This is a genomic window from Pseudoalteromonas sp. P80D2 (assembly GCF_036680945.1).
GTDB lineage: Bacteria > Pseudomonadota > Gammaproteobacteria > Enterobacterales > Alteromonadaceae > Pseudoalteromonas > Pseudoalteromonas shioyasakiensis.
Window position 1 is genome coordinate 1 of record NZ_JAZDAR010000032.1, and the last position, 19,125, is coordinate 19,125.

A 19,125-nucleotide genomic window follows, 5' to 3' on the forward strand; every position below is an offset into this window, starting at 1 on the left:
TTTACTTTCATGATTACTGACTCCAAAAAGGTGTCTACTTTTATGGAGTCAGATCAATAAAGTTAGCGAGTTGCTAGGGATGGGAAGTTAGCAAGTTTCAAGAGTAAAGTTAGCGAGTTTCTTGACTCGTTAGCTAAGCGATTCTAACTTTACTCTTTCTAACTTTCCCCTAGAAACTTCCCCCCTAGAAACTTTCCCCTTTCTAACTCCGTAACTCATACCTATTTCGTATTCGCTACCCAATCTATAGACATTTGTAATCAATTAGCGATAATAAAAAACTCGATGTTTTTATGCGCTAAGCTCACATATGCTTATTACCTTACCCATTGCCGAACTTGTACCAGGGATGTTTGTTGACAGTGTCAGTAAGCAACAAGAGCATGTAAATAGTATTAAAATCAAAACACGTGGTTTAGTGCGTGATAAAACGATTATTCAACGCCTTATCTCTGAGGGGGTTGAAGAGCTACTCATCGACTTTACACAAAGCGATGTTGCACTCCCTAAAAAATACCAACCAAAGCCTGAACCGGCTAAACCTAATGTTGAACAAAAGCCTGCAGCTAACGAAGCACCGCAAGGGATCACTGTTCAACAAGAGTTTTTAAAAGCCAGCGTGCATTACGAGCAGCACAGCCGAAAATTGCAAGGTTTCTACTCAGATATCACGTCGGGTTTAAAGATGAATGTCGCTGTGCTTGATGATATTGCCGTTGATATAGTCAGCTCGGTATTTCGTAATCACAATGCCTTAACTATTTTAACTCGCCTTAAAGATAAACATATTTATAACTGGCGGCACATGATCAACACCGCTATTTTGGTGAGTGTGTTTGCTAAGTACCTAGGTTACAAAGAAAAGACAATTAAAGAGCTGGCAATGGGTGCATTGATGCACGATATCGGTCAGGCGAAAATGCCACAAGGTGTATTGTCAAAACCAAGCGCTTTGAACGACAACGAAATGCAAGTTGTTAAAAAGCATGTGGCGCAGAGTTTAGGTTTAGTGAAAGGTGAAAAGGGCATTACGCCGTTAATGCTCGATATGATAGTGAATCACCATGAGCGTTTAGATGGTACAGGTTACCCTCGCGGTATTGCAGCTGAAAAGCTGAGCCGTGCAGCCCGTATGATGGCAATCGTCGATGTTTATGATGCAATGACTGCAGACAGGCCGCATCAAATGGGTGAAGAGCCAATCTCAGCGCTGCGTTATTTACTTGCCAATAAGCAATTGTTTGACTCTGAGTTGGTGCAACGCTTTATTAAATGCCTAGGGGTTCACCCTGTTGGTACGATTGTGAAGTTGAATAATGAGCGCTTGGCGTTAGTGATGGAAGGTAACCACGAAAACCCAATTAAGCCGAAAATAAAGATCTTCTATAATGCCAAGCATAAGCATCATATTACTGCCAAAGATGTCGATTTAAGTGTAGAAAAAGAACTAAAAATTATCGCGAGCATTAAGCCTCTAGATTATCAGCTTAATTTGGCTCGTTTGTTAAAAGAGCATCTGCTTGTTTAGACTTAACACAGCGTTTTTTGGCACTGCGTTTTGCTGATATAAATGCACCACTAAAACAACTCGTCATTAATACCAACCACAGCAATGTGCCTTTTTCGACATGTAAGGCCACACAACATAACAGTAGTGATAAAACAGCACTCAGCATGGCGCCTAGCCAATAGTGATTAACTGGGTTATCGCAATCACCTGCTTTAGTGCACGCGCAATAGTTTGCTTTACAAAAATAATGAACACTCACACCGCATAACATCAGTGCCGCAATAATCAATGCGATTTCCATACTCAAACTCAACAGTAAAACCTTTATTTTTAGTCTAAAGGGACAAGAAATAGATGTCAATGCAAATGATAATTACTATTGTTTATTGTTTTTGTAATCAGAGCTCTGATGAGTTTTAATAAGTTGTTATCTTGTTGTTAAAATGCGGGTTTTTTACCTATTTCTAACGAAAAATTACAGTTTTTTGATCTTAATTAAGGTAATGTTCGAAAGTTTGTAATCATTAGAATAAAACATCTAATACCAACATACAGCGCTAATCTTTTATGCTTAACTAATAGGTTGCCCTCATTGTTGGATTAGCTTTCGCACAAGTTTGCAAGAGGACACAGATTTATGAAGTTCACTAAAACACTAATTGCAGCATCACTTGCTGTTGTTTCTGCTGACAGCTTCGCTGCAGCTTTCCAATTAGCAGAGCAAAACGTTTCAGGTTTAGGTCGCGCATACGCTGGTGAAGCAGCTGTTGCAGATGACGCATCAGTTGTTGCTCGTAACCCTGCACTTATGTCTTTATTCAAAGACAAGCAAATCTCAGTAGCAGGTATTGCTGTAATTCCAGATGTAAGCTTAAAAGGCGAAAGTGCTGCATACGGCTTAGATGAAAGCTCTATCGATGACGATAGCATCGCACCATCTGCATTTATCCCTGCAGGTTACTTCACAATGCCTTTAAACGATAAAGTGTCTTTAGGCTTTGGTGCTTTTTCAAACTTCGGTCTTTCAACTGAGTTTAAAGATGACTACGCGGCAGGCTCTATCGCGGGTGAAACTGAAATCGTAACAGTTAACATGAATGCTAGCGCTTCATATAAAATCAACGAACAGTTCAGCTTAGGTCTTGGTTTAAACTATGTTTATGCTGATGCAAAAGTTGTTCGTAATGCAGGTACTAACCCATTTGGTTTACCAGCTAGCACGCAAATTGCTCACCTTGAAGGTGACGACTACGGCTTTGGTTGGAACATTGGTGCGATGTATCAGTTAGACGAAAACAACCGTTTTGGTTTTAACTACCGCAGCGAAACAGATATCGACTTTGAAGGCGAGTACTCAAATCAATTACCAGCTGCAGTTGGTGGTTTAGCGGGTACTACAGTACCGGGTGAGTTAAAACTGACTTTACCAGCAATTGCTGAATTTTCTGGTTCACATCAACTTGATAAGAAGCTAGGCGTACACTACAGCATCTTATGGACTGGTTGGGACAGCTTCCAAAAATTAGAAGCTTATACACCAAGCCTTGAAACGCCTGTATTCTCTAAAGAAGAGAACTTCTCAGATTCAATGCGTTACTCTATCGGTACTGACTACCAGTACAGCGATGCACTTTTACTTCGTGCAGGTATTGCATACGATGAGTCACCAGCAGACCAATCACACCTTTCAATCTCTATCCCTGATACAGATCGTTTCTGGTTCTCGTTTGGTGGTAACTACGCATTCAGCGAAAACTCAAATGTTGACTTAGGTGTAAGTATCCTTCGTGGTAAAACACAAAACTTCTCTGAAAAAGACAGCCTAGCTGCTTCTTTAGGCCAAGATGTTTCATGGGAATATGAATCAAAAGGTCACGCAGTTCTAATTGGTGCTCAGTACAACTACAAATTTTAATAAAGTCGCTGTTACAGAGCATTAAAAAGCCGCGCTATAACAATGTTTATAGCGCGGCTTTTTTGTAAGCGCGAATAAATCGCGCTTTATATATGCTGTTATAGACTTTCGATTTTCGCTTTTTGCGCTAATAGTTTGTCTTTCGCATCTGTAAACTCAGCCAGCTTAGCATGCTCTTTAGCAAGTACAGCTTCTGGCGCGTTATTTACGAACTTCTCGTTAGCTAATTTGTTATTAACTTGAGCTAAGCCTTTCTCTGCTTTTTCAAGCTGCTTCGCGATACGAGCTAGTTCAGCTTCAACATCGATTAGGCCAGCCATTGGGATCATGATCTCAAGGTTACCAACATACGATGTTGCACACGCAGGTGCTTCGTCTTTGTTATCAAGTAACGTGAACTCTTCAAGCTTAGCAAGAGACGCTAAGAAAGCTTCGTTTTCCGTTAAGCGGCGCTTGTCTTCGTCAGACGCATTAGCAAGCAATACCGATAATGGTTTGCTTGGGCTGATATCCATTTCACCACGGATGTTACGAATAGCAAGAATGAATTGTTTAACCCATTCTAGGTCGTCCATCGCTTGGCTATCAACATTAGCTTCATTGTATACAGGGAAACCTTGAACCATGATGCTAGTGCCCGCAGTTTCGATACCTGCAAGTGGTGCAACACGTTGCCAAATCGTTTCTGTGATGTATGGCATTAACGGGTGCATTAAGCGAAGTAGGCTTTCTAATACCGTGATTAAGGTATGACGAGTGCCACGTTGCTGTGCTTCGTTACCTTTAAACAATACTGGTTTAGTAAGTTCTAGGTACCAGTCACAGAATTGGTTCCAAGTGAACTCATAAATGGTGTTTGCAGCTAGGTCAAAACGGTAGTTTTCTAGATGCTCAGTATAGGTTTTAACAGTTGCTTCAAACTGGCCTAAAATCCAACGATCAGCGAGTGAATACTGTTTCTCAGCATCTGTAGCGAAACCACAGTCTTGCTCTTCTGTGTTCATCAATACGTAACGACTTGCGTTCCATAGTTTGTTACAGAAGTTACGGTAACCTTCAAGACGGTTCATATCCCAGTTGATATCACGACCCGTTGAAGCCATTGCTGCAAGGGTGAAACGCAGTGCGTCTGTACCGTGTGCTTCGATACCGTTTTCGAATGTTTTACGAGTGTTCTTCTCAATCTTCTTCGCTAGTTGTGGCTGCATCATATTACCAGTGCGCTTTTCAACTAGGCTTTCAAGATCGATACCGTCAATCATGTCGATAGGATCAAGTACGTTACCTTTCGATTTAGACATCTTATCGCCGTTTTCATCGCGGATAAGGCCAGTTACGTAAACGGTTTTAAATGGTACTTGTGGCTTGCCGTCTTCATCTTTGATGAAGTGCATGGTCATCATGATCATACGAGCAACCCAGAAGAAAATGATATCGAAACCTGTTACCAATACGTCAGACGGGTGGAAAGTTTTTAAATCATCAGTGTTTGCCGGCCAACCTTGCGTTGAGAAAGTCCAAAGCGCAGATGAGAACCAGGTATCTAAAACGTCTTCGTCTTGCTTAAGTGCAACATCATCAGCAAGGTTGTTATCGCGGCGTACTTCAGCTTCGTCACGACCAACGTAAACGTTGCCTTCGTTGTCGTACCAAGCTGGGATGCGGTGACCCCACCAAAGCTGACGTGAAATACACCAGTCTTGTACGTCGTTCATCCACGAGAAGTACATGTTCTCGTATTGTTGAGGCACGAACTTAATGTCGCCATTTTTAACTGCTTCTTTTGCAGGCTCTGCTAGAGGTGCTACGCGCACGTACCACTGATCAGTAAGAAGTGGCTCAATCACTACGCCAGAACGGTCACCGTAAGGAACTGTTAGGCTGTGATCTTCAATTTTTTCTAATAGACCAAGTTCTTCAAATTCGCTCACAATCGCTTTACGTGCATCAAAGCGGTCAAGGCCGTGTAAGCGCTCAGGAATTGGCGCATCTAATTCAAGCTCTTTACCGTCGAATGTGTAGCTTTCGCCTTCGCTTAATACTGCAGCATCTTTGTTGAAGATGTTGATCATAGGAAGTTGGTGACGTTTACCTACTTCGTTATCGTTAAAGTCGTGGGCAGGCGTGATTTTCACACAACCTGTGCCTTTTTCCATGTCTGCATGTTCATCGGCAACAATTGGAATACGACGGTTTACGATAGGCAGTAAAATTTCTTTACCGATCAGATCTTGGTAACGCTCATCATCAGGGTTAACAGCAACACCTGAATCACCTAGCATTGTTTCAGGACGCGTTGTAGCAACAACGATGTAGTCTTTACCATCTTTGGTTTTTACGCCATCAGCAAGTGGGTAACGTAGGTTCCACATGTGACCTTGTTTGTCTTTGTTTTCAACTTCAAGATCAGAAATAGCCGTGTGAAGTTTAGGGTCCCAGTTAACTAGACGCTTACCACGGTAAATTAAATCTTCTTTGTGAAGACGTACGAATACTTCTTTAACTGCTTCAGAAAGGCCTTCGTCCATAGTGAAACGCTCACGGTCCCAATCTACAGAAGCACCTAAACGACGTAATTGTTTAGTGATCGTGCCGCCAGAGTGGTTTTTCCACTCCCAGATTTTATCGATAAATGCTTCACGGCCTAGGTCGTGACGTGTTTTACCTTCTTCAGCAGCAAGCTTACGCTCAACAAGCATTTGCGTTGCGATACCTGCGTGGTCAGTACCTACTTGCCATAAAGTGTTGTTGCCTTGCATACGCTTTAAACGCGTTAGCGTATCCATGATGGTATCTTGGAACGCGTGGCCCATGTGTAAGCTACCCGTGACGTTTGGTGGCGGGATCATAATTGAGTAAGCGTCACCTTGGCCAGACGGTTTAAAGTAGCCATTTTCTTCCCAGCCTTGGTATAAAGACTGTTCAATATCTTGCGGATTATAGGTTTTATCCATTACACAGAACCTTAAATAAATGCTTAAATGTCAATTTCTTGCGTTGCAATATGGGCGCCCAGTTGGCGAAGCTTTTTAAACCGCTCACGGGCGGCTTGCTTAGCATTTGGCTCAACGGGTACGAAATCATAAACCTGCTGAAAACGGCGAATAAAATCCGGTAGGTGTTCAGCTAAGTTGATTAATATTTTTCTGTTGCCGACAGGTGGAGTCATACCAATTTCAACCGGAGCGCCACCTTTAGGGCCTTCACCTTGTAAGTTATGTGGTACAAAACTATCTGGTTCAAATGACCAAATGATGTCGTCGATTGTGTGGGCCGTGTCGGTGTTATCAGCGTAAATAAATACGCGATGACCTAGACGATACTGATCCGCAGCAATTTTAGCTGCCAGATCGAAAACAGCGCCAGCCGTTTGGTGGGCACTATCATCTTGTTTTAGAACGTAAAATTGTGCGTTCATATTCATAGTGACTTTCGTCCCCACAGATACACAGATCAAAGCAGGGATTTTGACATAGAACGCGAATTGCTTCAATTAATAAGGCGCCATTTGGCGCCTTATTTAGGGTTAGTTTAAAGCTTGCGGTAAGGCTTAATCGTGACTAGCTTCACTCACGCCTGCGCGGTTCAGTAAATACTGAGTCAACATAGGCACCGGACGACCGGTTGCGCCTTTGTTTTTACCGCCGCTGCGCCATGCTGTACCTGCGATATCTAAATGCGCCCAGTTATATTTTTTGGTGAATTTAGATAAGAAGCATGCCGCTGTAATCGTACCTGCAGCACGGCCACCTAAGTTGGTGAAATCAGCGAATGGGCTTTCAAGTTGCTCTTGATAGTCATCCCAAAGAGGTAACTGCCATGCGCGGTCGCCACTTTGCTCAGACGCTTTTAGTAGGTCATGGGCAAGTGGGTTGTGGTTTGATAGTAAACCTGTGGCATGTGAACCCAGCGCGATAATACATGCACCTGTCAGTGTTGCTACATCGACAACGGTATCTGGTTCAAAGCGCTCAACATAAGTGAGTGCATCACACAGTACTAAACGGCCTTCAGCGTCGGTATTTAACACTTCAACTGTTTGCCCCGACATAGTGGTTAAGATATCACCCGGGCGATAAGCGTTTGAGCCTGGCATGTTTTCACAACCAGCTAAAACACCGACAACGTTAATTGGTAATTGCATTTGCACTAAAGCGCGCATAGTACCAATAACACCTGCTGCACCACCCATGTCGTATTTCATTTCATCCATGGCTTCGCCTGGCTTGATCGAAATACCACCTGAGTCAAAGGTTAAGCCTTTACCCACTAACACGATTGGCGCTTGGTCTTTGTCGCCACCTTGATAGTTGATCACCGACATAACCGATTCATTAGCACTACCACGGCCAACCGCTAGGTATGAATTCATGCCCAGCTCTGCCATTTTTTCTTCACCAATAATATCAACGCTTACATTATCGAAATTATCAGCAATTTCTTGTGCTTGCTCACCTAAATAAGCTGGGTTACAGATATTTGGCGGCATGTTAGCAACGTCTTTACATAACTTGCTACCAGCAGCGATGGCTAAGCCATGCTCAATTGCACTTTCGCCAATGGTTAACTCGCGACGCGTTGGTACGTTGAAAACAATTTTACGTAGTGGGCGACGTGGGTCGCTCTTTTTGCTTTTCAGTTGATTGAAGGTATACAAGCAGTCTTGAGTTGTTTCAACTGCTTGGCGTACTTTCCAATAAGTGTCACGGCTTTTAACGTGTTGCTCAGTTAAAAAGCATACCGCTTCCATCGAACCAGTTTCGTTTAGCGTGTTAATCGTTTTTGAGATGATTTGTTTATATTGTTTGTCATCAAGCTCACGCTCTTTACCACAACCTACTAGTAGTACACGCTCGCTCAGTACATTAGGTACATGATGCAATAGCAATACTTGGCCTGGCTTACCTTCAAGGTCACCACGGCGTAGTAAGTTAGAGATATAACCATCACTGATTTTATCTAATTGTTCACCAATGGGGGATAAACGACGTGGCTCATAAACGCCTACTACAATACATGCGCTACGTTGCTTTTCTGGACTACCACTTTTTACGCTAAATTCCATTGTTACTCCTGATATTGAGTCGTATAACCTTAGTTTATAAGGGTAAGAAATTCTTTTTCGAGTCCTTTCTTACATTTTTTAGTTTAATAGCACTAATCTTAGTACATAAACTATGACTCTATTTATGTGTTTTTGAACTTTATCTTAATGTGAATATCAATATCACATAATAGACGCCATCTGCACCATTTATGCAAGATTATATGTTCTTGCTAGGTATGATATTTAACTTTGATGGCATATAATAAAGTGAGTAAAATAACTAGTTTACTCAAAATTCCTTACTATTCCAGTGAAACTCGATGTTTAACAGGGGCGAGCATTGCTAATTTTTCGTTATTTGACCACTGAAGTCTTCAAGTCGCAGGTCGCCGTATTTTTAACTTTGATGACTATTTTTGTGTCTCAAAAGTTTGTTGTTATTTTAGGAGACGCCTCTGAAGGGGGTCTTCCAGCTAAACTTGTGCTTTCGATGATTGCACTAAAACTTCCTCAACTTGCTTCCCTTATTCTGCCCTTGAGTATCTTCTTAGGGATTATTTTGGCCTACAGTCGCATTTATGCAGACAGCGAAATGACTGTTTTCAAAGCCTGTGGTGTCAGTGAGTGGTATGTGGTTCGTGTCACGCTTATCTCAAGTACTGCGATGGCTATTTTAGCCGGTGCGCTTACTCTTTATGTTGCGCCGTGGGCCAGTGAGCAAGAATATCAATTAAAAGAGCAAGCCAAAGCTGATGCAGGCTTATCGGCATTACGTGCAGGGCGTTTTCAGCAAACGGGTAATGAGAAAGCCGTAGTCTTCATTCACAACATCGAAAATAGCGGTAAAGAGCTACACAAGGTATTTGTTGCGCAGTTACCAGATCGTGAAAAAGGTGACTTAGCCCGTTTAGTATATGCAGAGCGTGGTGTGGTGATTGAGCAAGATAACGGTGAGCAGCAACTTGTTCTTAACGATGGTAAGCGCTATGAAACAGATGGCGAGTCTGCTGCGTTAAACTTAACAGAGTTCGATGGTTACAGTGTGCAAATTCAAGATCAAGAAATAGAGCACCAGCGTCGTAAGTTAGAAGCTATACCAACGTTTGATTTATTCAAAATGAAAACCTCTGAAGCTATTGCACAGTGGCAGTGGCGTTTAGCTATTCCGCTTTCAATTCCATTATTAACTTTACTCGCAGTACCTTTGAGTGTGGTGAATCCGCGCCAAGGGAAATTCGCTAAATTAGTGCCTGCAATTAGCTTGTATTTAGGGTACTTCATTTTATTGAATGCAGCTAAGTTTGCTGTTGAAGATGGTAAAATTCCACCTTCAATTGGTTTGTGGTGGATCCATTTATCAGCCTTGTTTATTGGTGGTTTCTTGATTATCAAAGGTCGTCCGCTCGGAGCATGGTTAAAGGCAGTTGTGACTAAGCGGGAGTTAAGCGCATGATGAAAACACTCGACTGGTATTTAGGTCGCAGCATAATTCAAACCACCGGTTTTGCTTTAATGGTTCTGGTAGGTATTAGTACCCTCATTAAGTTTATTGAGCAGTTAAAATCAGTTGGCCGTGGTAGCTATGATATTGCAACTGCGTTGATTTACACCTTATACAGCATGCCGGGTGATTTAGTTATCTTCTTCCCAATGGCAGCCTTGATTGGCGGCTTAACAGGTTTAGGTGCATTGGCCTCAAACAGTGAGCTGGTCGTTATGCAAGCGGCGGGTATGTCACGTTTGCAAATCATTGCATCAGTCATGAAAACCGCGATGTTTATGGCGATTTGTATGATGGCGCTAGGTGAATGGGGTGCTCCAGAAGCACAGCTCAAAGCAAAAGAAATACGTAACCAAGCGATTTATGGTGGTGATGTATTTAATGCTAAGCAAGGTGTGTGGGCGAAAGATGGCAGCAATTTTATTAATATTGAAGATGTCGATCAGCAAGGCACTTTACGTGGCGTGCATATGTATCACTTTGATAAATCGTTGCAACTTACTCAAATTACCAAAGCAGAAGAAGCATTAAACCGTAAAGATGGTTGGTTACTTCGTGATGTAAATAAAGTCATGATCACGCCAGAGCAGATCAGTACTGAGCAGCACAAAGAAGAATTTTACGATTCGCAACTGACCGCCGAAAAATTAGGAGTGGTGTCGGTTAAGCCCGAAGCGCTGTCGTTTACTGGGCTTTGGTCATATTTAGGTTATTTGCAGCAAAATGAGCAAGACACCAGCACTTATGAGCTAGCGCTATGGCGTAAGATCATGCAGCCTGTATCTATCGCCGTTATGTTGTTAGTTGCTTTATCGTTTATATTCGGCCCGCTTCGCACAGTAACTATGGGCGCACGTATCATCATGGGTGTTATAACCGGTATTACTTTCCACTTAACTAATGAGATATTTGGTCCTGTGGTGATGGTTTACCAAATTCCAGCTGTGGTTGGTGCTGTGTTACCAAGCCTACTGTTTATAGGGTTTGCAACTTACCTATTGAATAAACGAGTTTGATAGTCGTTTAAAAAGCACAAAAAAAGCGTGGTTTGAGCCACGCTTTTTTTGTGCTTGCGGTATTGCTTAATCACTTAATCAAGTGAGCGATAAATACGTTTATTTTCTTCTTTGGTGAGGGTGATCACTTCTGTTTTTGCGATGTAATCTTGTAAGGCACGCTTATTTTTAAAATCTACCAACACCACTAAATTACCTAACCCTAATAGTGCAGTAATGGCTCTAAGTGCGCCTTGATGCCAGCTAATTAAATGACCATCGAGGGTTTGCACCTTCAAACGCCATGCACGCATACCAATAGTTTGGCCGCTCTTAGCCCAAAAATAGCTAAAGAAACTAACACTCACTATCACTAATAACACACTACGAAAGCCATACAATAATGGTGAATTTTGAATGAAAGCAGATACATCTTCAGCGTCACCAATACTTAGTAAGTCTAAAGAAATTAGCCCTTGAACAGCTAATAAATACAGTACGGTTGTCAGCATCGCAAAGGCAATGATAACCAAGGTATCGTAGATTAAAGAGGCAAAGCGGCGCCAGAAACCGGCACGTGGAAACTCAGCTGACATAAACAATCTCGTCCAATTAAATTGCGCAGTAGTTTAGCAAAGTCCTTCGCAAACAAGAAATACTTAACGGCCGTTTAGCAAGTCGACAAACAGGTCTGACCTGCTATAGTTGAGAAAATAATAAAAATGAGCACACAGTTATGGCCGTTTCTCAAAGCGAAACTCACCAAGTATTTAATCAACCCAAACCACTTGAAAACTACAACGCCTATGAGGCCGACAGGGTACTTCAATACTGGCAAAATCGTTTTGCTGGGCAATGGGGAACTGCGCATTTAACGGCGTTTGGGGAACAAGTGGGAGGTGTATTACTGCAAGCTGGGTTCTTAGCAAACAAACACTTACCCGAATTAACAACTCACAGCCGCTTTGGCGAACGCATAGACCAAGTTGATTATCATCCAAGTTACCATCAGCTAATGCAGCATGCTATAGAGCAAGGGCACAGCGCTTTGCCTTGGCAGCAAAAGAAAGCCGGTAGCCATGTTGTAAGAGCGGTAATGGCGGTGCTACACAATCATGCTGATCCGGGCTCTGGTTGCCCATTAACCATGACGTTTGCTAGTGTGCCTGCCATTGCGAGTCAAGAAAATGTAGCGGCTATGTGGCTACCTAAAATACTGGCAAATCATTACGATTCAGACAATAAGCCTTGGACCGAGAAAAAAGGTGTCACCATAGGTATGGCGATGACTGAAAAACAAGGCGGCTCTGATGTTCGTGCGAACACCACCAAAGCAGACGCCATCAATGAAAGCGGTGCAGGGCAATTATATACTTTAACCGGCCACAAATGGTTTTGCTCAGCGCCCATGAGCGACGCCTTTTTAGTACTCGCTAATACCGATGAAAAGCAATTATCTTGCTTTTTAGTGCCACGCTGGCTCGAAACTGGCGAGAAAAATGCCATGTATATTCAGCGCTTAAAAAGTAAATTGGGGAACCAATCAAATGCGAGCTCTGAAATTGAATTCAGAGGTGCACATGGCTGGTTACTCGGTGAGCCGGGGCGAGGCATTGCCACTATTATTCAAATGGTCGCTCTAACTCGTTATGACTGCATGCTGGGTTCAAGCTCGCTGATGTTACAAGCAGTAAAAGAAGCAATTTGGCATACAGCTGGGCGCAGTGTGTTTGGTAAAAACTTGCATCAACAGCCGCTCATGCTCAATGTACTCGCTGATTTAGCTATCGAGGCCGAAGCTGCTCTTGCCATTTCAATGCGTATTGCCAACGCCCTTGATAACCAAGATGATAGCAATGAAGTGGCATTAATACGTAGCGCCACAGCAATCGGTAAATATTGGATCTGTAAGCGGGCAGTGCAGCACACTTATGAGGCTATGGAATGTATTGGTGGCGTGGGTTATGTTCAAGACAACATTACCAGCCGACTTTATAAAGAAGCACCGGTTAACTCTATCTGGGAAGGCTCTGGTAATGTGCAATGCCTTGATCTTTTACGCGTGTTCAGCCGTGAGCCCGAGTCACTTGAGGTGCTTATCAATGAACTTGAAAAAGCGCGCAGTTTGCATCCTGATTTTGCGATAAAACTCGATGAACTAAAAGAGATGCTCACAGATACTGCAAACCTTGAAATGCATGCTCGGCGCATAATTGAAAGGCTGGCACAGCTTTGGCAAGCATCAACACTATTACAATTTGGCGAGCCACTTATTGCCGATGCGTTTGTAAAAAGTCGTTTAAGTGGTGCAGGGTTTAGTCAGTACGGCTGCCTGAGTCATGATATCGATTGTCAGGCGATTGTTTCGCGAATGATGCCAAAACTCTAAAGTTAACAACTTGTTTAATTATTGTGCGGTTGATCAGTGACGCCGCACAAAACGCTTGCTGCCTTACCCATTCTTTGTATAATGCTTGGCATAGAGACAAAAGCAGTTAAAAAAGCTTTTGCTCTAAAGTGGTTTTTCTTTATCTTCTCGTGTTTAGAAGGTTAAAGAAAAATGAAGCCAGTATGATGGAATTGGTAGACATGACGGATTCAAAATCCGTTGCCTTCGGGCGTGGCGGTTCAAGTCCGCCTACTGGTACCACTTTTTAACCCTAGCCAATTGGTTAGGGTTTTTTTATGCCTGAAAAAAGTAGTTAGCGGACTTGAGCGCCACGCAGGGCGTGGCACTGGAATAAGTAAAAGTCCACCTACTGGTACCACTTTTATGACCCCAGCAGTTTTGCTGGGGTTTTTTTATGCCTGAAAAGCTTTCAGCCATCAGCCATCAGCTGTCAGTTTTTAGCCGAGCGGTGCGGTTGTTGGGTTTTGAAAACAACCCTTACGTAAAAGCATTGTAGGAGGTAGTTTACTGCCGAACCAAGAAAACCGAACCAGCAATGCTGAAAAACATAATTCATGGCTAAAGCCATTCCTACGGGTACATTTTGCCTAGCGCCTAGCGCCTAGCGCCTAGCACCCAGAGCCTAGAACCTAGCACCCAGAGCCTAGCACCTATAACTCAAATCTAAGTACCAATTCAGCCTCTATTAAAGCAACTTTTGTTCTATTTATAAGCGGTCAAGTTCGAACTATGCTTAGTCTACAAATAACCCCGAAAAATGTGTGCTTATTTGGTTGAAAATTAATCATTTAAGACTAGAGTACGATGGTGTTTGAATACATCTTATAATACAATTTGCGGTCTGAACTATAAGTGAAGTCAATCACTTAGTGCACAATATCGGTAGGGTAGCATAGCGTGGGTACATACGACTTAAAGCGTATTGTTGAAAGTATTTCAAGTCTTAAAAGTGATAACTTTTATAATGCAATATGCCTGTCTTTATCAGAAGTGCTTGGTGCTTCTTATGTTTTTTTAGCTCAAGTCGATGAGTCAACTTTGCATGCAACGACTATAGCTTTGTGTGCGCGTGACGAAATTGTTGAAAACATCAGCTACGATATCCGCTGTACGCCTTGTAACGATGTCAGCTGTGGCAGTATCTCTAGTTTCAGCTCGGGTGTTCAGCAGTTATTCCCTAATGATCAGCTACTTGTTGATATGGGTATCGAAGCCTATGTGGGTGTGCCTTTACAAAGTATTTCGGGTAAAACCGATACTATTCTTGTAGCTCTATTTCAGCATGAAATAAATGATGCGATGCAAATTGAATCTTTTTTCTCGTTATTTACTGGTCTTATCCAGCGAGAAATCGAAAAAGATCGCTTTATAGCTAAACTTGATTTTGCAAACCAATTGATTGAGCAAAGTCACGAAGCGATTTTTATTTGCGACCACAATGTACATATTACCTACGCGAATACCGCATTTACTAAAATGACGGGTTATTCGTTGGATGAAGTCTTAGGGCAAAATCCAAAAATTTTAAGCTCAAACAAGTATGACCCGCATTTTTATAAAGCAATGTGGCACCAAATTAATACTGAAGGTAAGTGGTCTGGTGAGATCACTAATAAAACCAAACAAGGTAAGTTGTACACGCAATTTTTATCGATAACCAAAATGCAAAATAATGGTGAAGATTGCTATGTGGCGTTTATTTTGGATATCACCGAGAAAAAAGAAGCTGAGCAGAAAATCTATTTTCATGCAAACCACGATCAACTCACCGGTTTGACCAATCGTTTTTACTTCAAAGAGTACTTATGCCAGTTGCTATCATCTTTGTCTTATCAAGATGATGAGAATACTAACTTAGCCGTTATCTACTTTGATGTTGATAAGTTTCAAGATATCAACACCGTTTACGGTTTAACCTTTGGCGATAAGGTTTTATGCGAGCTTTCAGAGCGCCTCGATGAAAGCTTTAAAGAGTCTGCTTTTTCGCGGATCGATGGTGATAGTTTCGCAATTTTACAAACTTATCAGCATGTCAGTGAACTTGAGCATGTTTGTAAACAAATTACCGCGTTACTTGTTGAGCCCGTTTCTATTGGCGGCATTAGTCAGCAGGTTTCAGTTACGCTGGGCATTAGTCAATTTGAGCAAGCGGGAACGGCGACTTCACAAGAAAATATCGAAAAAATAGCTCGTCGCTTAGTTCGCCAAGCTGAGCTTGCCACCTTAAATGCAAAACAAACAGGCGATGAATATCTGTTTTTCTGCAAAGAGATGGATAACAAGGTTAAAAAGCACAACTTACTGGTTGAGCAGCTTACACAAGCCGTAAAGAACAACGACATAGAAGTGTATTTTCAACCTATTATTGATATTGAAAATAATACGGTCGCTAAATTCGAAAGTTTAGTGCGATGGAACAACCAAGGGCAATGGGTATCACCTGCTGAGTTTATTCCGTTAGCAGAAGAGTCGCGGGTGATTATTCCCCTCGGTGAACTTGTATTGATTAAAACCTGCCAGCAAATAAAGGCGTTAGAAGCACAAGGTTATGAAAACTTTGTTTTTAATGTGAACCGTTCTTTATTTGAATTTACTGAGTTTAACCCTGAACGTAATGCATGGCTTGAGATTATTAAAGGGCAAGGGGTTAAACCATCACAAATTTCATTTGAATTAACTGAGAGTGTTTTAGCGCCAGAAAATACGAACCATCTCGATGTGTTAAAGCAGTTGAAGCAAGCTGGGTGTTTAATTTCGCTAGATGATTTTGGTACGGGTTATTCGTCTCTTAGTTATTTGCGCCGCTTCCCAGTTGATGTACTAAAACTAGATAAGTCATTTATTGATGAAGTGCATGTTGATTTAGGCGACGAAGCGCTGGTTAAATCGATTATTCAAATGAGTCGTGTATTAGGTATTAAAGTCGTTGCAGAAGGAGTTGAAGAGCGCGAGCAATTGGCTGTGCTAACCGAAGCCGGTTGTGACTATATACAAGGCTATTACTTTTCTAAACCATTGCCAGCAAATGATGTAATTCCATTTTTAACGCAATTTTCTCGAGAGCAATAGGTAATTACTGTATGATTTTGACATCAAACAGTTAGCAAAGCTTGTGATGTCAGAATTAACCGCAAAGCAAAACATAAAGGCGATTGTTACAGCCATTAAGGCCGAAGAGCAATCGCTTAGATCGCATTACCCTATTCTTAACCAGCAAAACGCCATTGCGATGGTTATTCTACTCGTGTCGTTGTTTTCACTGATTGGCGTTGCGACTCTTTATTACTTAGCGGTTATTCCCTCGTGGCTTTGCATCATTCTGGCAGCCTTTATTACCTCTATATCGCATGAGCTTGAGCATGACCTTATCCATAAGCAGTATTTTAGTAATCACCCTTTTATACATAACTTTATGATGTTAACCGTGTGGCTTATGCGGCCCAATACGGTGAATCCTTGGTATCGCAGAAAGATTCACTTACATCACCATAAAGTATCCGGTACCTCACAAGATTTAGAAGAGCGTTTAGTGGGCAATGGCATTAAATCGCCATTTTTAAGAGCCTTGGTCATTACTGATGGTCTGCTAGGTTTATTAATCAATACCAAGCGATTTAGTAAAGAAATTAGCGGCTTTAAGTTTTTACGGGTGTTTAATGCAGGCTTTCCGTTTGCAACCGCGTATTTTGCGATTCTTTATGGGGTAATTGCTTATTACGCAGTGCAGTTTGTACAGCCATTTACATTGCCGCCGTGGGGAGCTGAGTTACTGGCGGGAGCTGAGTTTTTAATGGTGGTACTTATTGTGCCTAATATCATTCGCTCAACGTCTCTTAACTTAGTGACATCTTCAATGCATTATTATGGCGGTGTAAATAACTTGCTTGAGCAAACGCATGTGATCACCAGCCGTTGGTTTTTACCGTTTCAGTTATTTTGTTTTGATTTTGGCCGAACCCATACAATCCATCATTTTGTGCCGAACCAGCCCTTTTACATTAGGCAATTGATTAGCAAAAAAATACGCCTTATTATGGCCCAGCATGGAGTACGTTTTAATGATTTACAAAGCTTAAAACATGCCAATCACTATCCAGTAAAAGAGCAGCCACCTCAACAAGGAGTTTAATATGAAGGTTACCGGTCGTTGTCATTGTGGTGAGGTAACTTACTACGCAGAAGTTGACGAAAATAAAGTGATTAACTGTCACTGCACTGACTGCCAAATTATCTCAGGTGCGCCTTTTCGTACGGTTGTGGTGTCTGTACCAGATGGGGTTACCTTTACAGGTGCTGAGCCAAAAGAATATATAAAAATTGCCGAAAGTGGTAACCAGCGTGCGCAAGGGTTTTGTGGTAACTGTGGTACGGCCTTATACGCGACTTCTGTAGGTGCAGGTGAACGTATTTATGGCTTACGTATTGGCGCTATAGAGCAAGCTGATAAGCTTATCCCTAAAGCGCATATTTGGTATCGCTCACATAAACCTTGGCTCGATAACCTTAGTAATATGAGTACCTTTGAAACCGCCCCTAAATAGCCGCGGTTTCATATTTATTGTTGGCCGATAGTGATATTTCGGCCGCTTAAGTAACCAAATAAAGCACACAACAGGCTAGATGCAATACACAGCCAAAGTGCTCCCGCCCAGTTATTAAAATAACTATGTAAGGCGCCCGCAATAATAGGGCCTGTTGCAGCCAATAAATACCCGATACATTGCGCCATACCCGATAACGCCGCAGCTTGCATTGAGTCATGAGTGCGTAGGCTTACAAATGATAAGCCCAAGATAAAACAGGCACCTGAGCAAAACCCTAAGGTGACTGACCAAAGCATCGCAAAACTAGGCGCAACTAATAATCCAACAGAACAAAGCGCACCAAGTAACGCTAAGCTTAGCGTTAAGATGCGTTGATCTTTTAATTTGGCAAGTAGTGGAATAAGCACAATACCTGGTAGCGCTGAGGCTACTTGAAAGGCGCCTTGTAAAGCACCCGCGTGCTGCGCACTATGGCCGCCTTCTATTAAAATGCTGGGTAGCCAACCTAGCATGATATAAGTGAAAAACGAGTTAAAGCCGAGCAATAAGGTGATTTGCCAAGCAAGTGCAGAGTGCCAAATTTTGCTTTGTGTATTGTTCGACACATGTGCCTGTTTTGGCATGGTATGTTGCTTAAGTTGTGGTAACCACACCACAATAGCCAGCACAACCAATAAGGCATAACTGGCAAGCGCCAATTGCCAACCAAGGTCTTTATACTCAGCCAGCGGAATGATGAGTGCTGAATAGCAGCCTCCAAATATACCCATTGCCAAAACATAACTGGACGTCATCACAGCGACTTTGTGTGGAAAGTCACGTTTTATCAAGCTTGGTAATAACACATTACCAATCGCGATACCGACACCAATTACAGCGGTGCCAATAAATAGCACGATGGCAGAGTCAATAACCCGAGACACAACCCCTATGCCAATTAATACAAGGGCAATAAACAGTGATACTTCAAGGCCGCATTTTTTAGCAAGGCTTGCTGCCATAGGTGAAGCAATAGCAAATGCAATTAAAGGTAAAGTTGTCAACATACCGGCTTGTGATGCATTTAACTTAAATTGATCAATGATTTGTTCAAGTACCGGTGCAATGCCAGTAATAGGGGCACGTAAACTGGCTGCAATAAGAAAAATGCCCAGCACTAAAAGAAGGTTACGAATTAGATTTTGAGAAGATGACACGCTGTTT

General features: G+C 42.2%; 14 protein-coding genes and 1 tRNA gene. 9 read left to right on the forward strand and 6 right to left on the reverse strand.

The genetic code is table 11. The annotated features are described in order from the left end of the window. Positions 1-310 precede the first annotated feature (310 nt). Entirely contained in the window at positions 311-1,528 is a 1,218-nt protein-coding gene (locus tag VRK28_RS08595) for an HD-GYP domain-containing protein (RefSeq protein WP_269407649.1), read from the forward strand. Here the strand turns inward: VRK28_RS08595 and VRK28_RS08600 are convergent. Further along, positions 1,488-1,811 carry a hypothetical protein gene (locus VRK28_RS08600; RefSeq protein ID WP_054562719.1) on the reverse strand — a complete coding sequence of 108 codons (324 nt, stop codon included), beginning with the start codon at positions 1,809-1,811 and terminating at the stop codon, positions 1,488-1,490. The two genes, VRK28_RS08595 and VRK28_RS08600, sit on opposite strands and share 41 nt — an antisense overlap. 336 nt (positions 1,812-2,147) lie before the next feature. Here VRK28_RS08600 and VRK28_RS08605 point away from each other — a divergent pair, with 336 nt between their 5' ends. Next, entirely contained in the window at positions 2,148-3,425 is a 1,278-nt protein-coding gene (locus VRK28_RS08605) for an outer membrane protein transport protein (protein ID WP_054562718.1), read from the forward strand. Between the two features lie 98 nt (positions 3,426-3,523). On the opposite strand, the gene VRK28_RS08610 is transcribed toward VRK28_RS08605, so the two are convergent. The 3 genes from VRK28_RS08610 to pepA all read right to left on the reverse strand — a co-directional run bounded on the left by VRK28_RS08610 (position 3,524) and on the right by pepA (position 8,490). Further along, positions 3,524-6,379, reverse strand: coding sequence for a valine--tRNA ligase (locus tag VRK28_RS08610; RefSeq protein WP_332393752.1), 2,856 nt, complete (start codon positions 6,377-6,379; stop codon positions 3,524-3,526). A 23-nt stretch (positions 6,380-6,402) separates the two neighbouring features. Further along, positions 6,403-6,849: a DNA polymerase III subunit chi gene (locus VRK28_RS08615; RefSeq protein WP_054562716.1), complete on the reverse strand. Its 447-nt coding sequence runs from the start codon at positions 6,847-6,849 to the stop codon at positions 6,403-6,405. 126 nt (positions 6,850-6,975) lie between these two features. Next, a complete protein-coding gene (pepA, locus tag VRK28_RS08620) occupies positions 6,976-8,490 on the reverse strand; it encodes a leucyl aminopeptidase (RefSeq protein ID WP_054552638.1) in 1,515 nt (504 codons plus the stop codon). 322 nt (positions 8,491-8,812) lie between these two features. On the opposite strand from pepA, the gene lptF reads away from it, so the two are divergent. Together lptF and lptG are read left to right on the forward strand one after the other, a co-directional pair. Beyond that, positions 8,813-9,925 carry an LPS export ABC transporter permease LptF gene (gene lptF, locus VRK28_RS08625; RefSeq protein WP_062566119.1) on the forward strand — a complete coding sequence of 371 codons (1,113 nt, stop codon included), beginning with the start codon at positions 8,813-8,815 and terminating at the stop codon, positions 9,923-9,925. Further along, positions 9,922-10,989, forward strand: a complete 1,068-nt coding sequence (gene lptG, locus VRK28_RS08630) for an LPS export ABC transporter permease LptG (protein ID WP_175082587.1) — start codon at positions 9,922-9,924, stop codon at positions 10,987-10,989. The genes lptF and lptG overlap by 4 nt, the downstream gene beginning before the upstream one ends. Positions 10,990-11,063: 74 nt before the next feature. Here the strand turns inward: lptG and VRK28_RS08635 are convergent, their stop codons facing one another. Then, positions 11,064-11,564 (reverse strand): RDD family protein, encoded by a 501-nt coding sequence (locus VRK28_RS08635; RefSeq protein WP_062566118.1) that lies wholly within the window; start codon positions 11,562-11,564, stop codon positions 11,064-11,066. 140 nt (positions 11,565-11,704) lie between these two features. Here VRK28_RS08635 and VRK28_RS08640 point away from each other — a divergent pair, with 140 nt between their 5' ends. From VRK28_RS08640 to VRK28_RS08660, 5 genes are all read left to right on the forward strand, one after another. Beyond that, positions 11,705-13,357: an acyl-CoA dehydrogenase family protein gene (locus VRK28_RS08640; protein WP_062566117.1), complete on the forward strand. Its 1,653-nt coding sequence runs from the start codon at positions 11,705-11,707 to the stop codon at positions 13,355-13,357. A gap of 176 nt (positions 13,358-13,533) precedes the next feature. Then, positions 13,534-13,618 (forward strand) — tRNA-Leu (locus VRK28_RS08645). A gap of 657 nt (positions 13,619-14,275) precedes the next feature. Then, on the forward strand, positions 14,276-16,447 hold the full coding sequence (locus VRK28_RS08650; protein ID WP_062566116.1) for a putative bifunctional diguanylate cyclase/phosphodiesterase: 2,172 nt from the start codon (positions 14,276-14,278) through the stop codon (positions 16,445-16,447). Between the two features lie 46 nt (positions 16,448-16,493). Then, positions 16,494-17,507, forward strand: a complete 1,014-nt coding sequence (locus VRK28_RS08655; RefSeq protein WP_332393753.1) for a fatty acid desaturase — start codon at positions 16,494-16,496, stop codon at positions 17,505-17,507. 1 nt (position 17,508) lies between these two features. Next, entirely contained in the window at positions 17,509-17,919 is a 411-nt protein-coding gene (locus tag VRK28_RS08660) for a GFA family protein (protein ID WP_332393754.1), read from the forward strand. A 14-nt stretch (positions 17,920-17,933) separates the two neighbouring features. Here the strand turns inward: VRK28_RS08660 and VRK28_RS08665 are convergent, their stop codons facing one another. Then, on the reverse strand, positions 17,934-19,118 hold the full coding sequence (locus tag VRK28_RS08665) for an MFS transporter (RefSeq protein WP_332393755.1): 1,185 nt from the start codon (positions 19,116-19,118) through the stop codon (positions 17,934-17,936). Positions 19,119-19,125 lie beyond the last annotated feature (7 nt).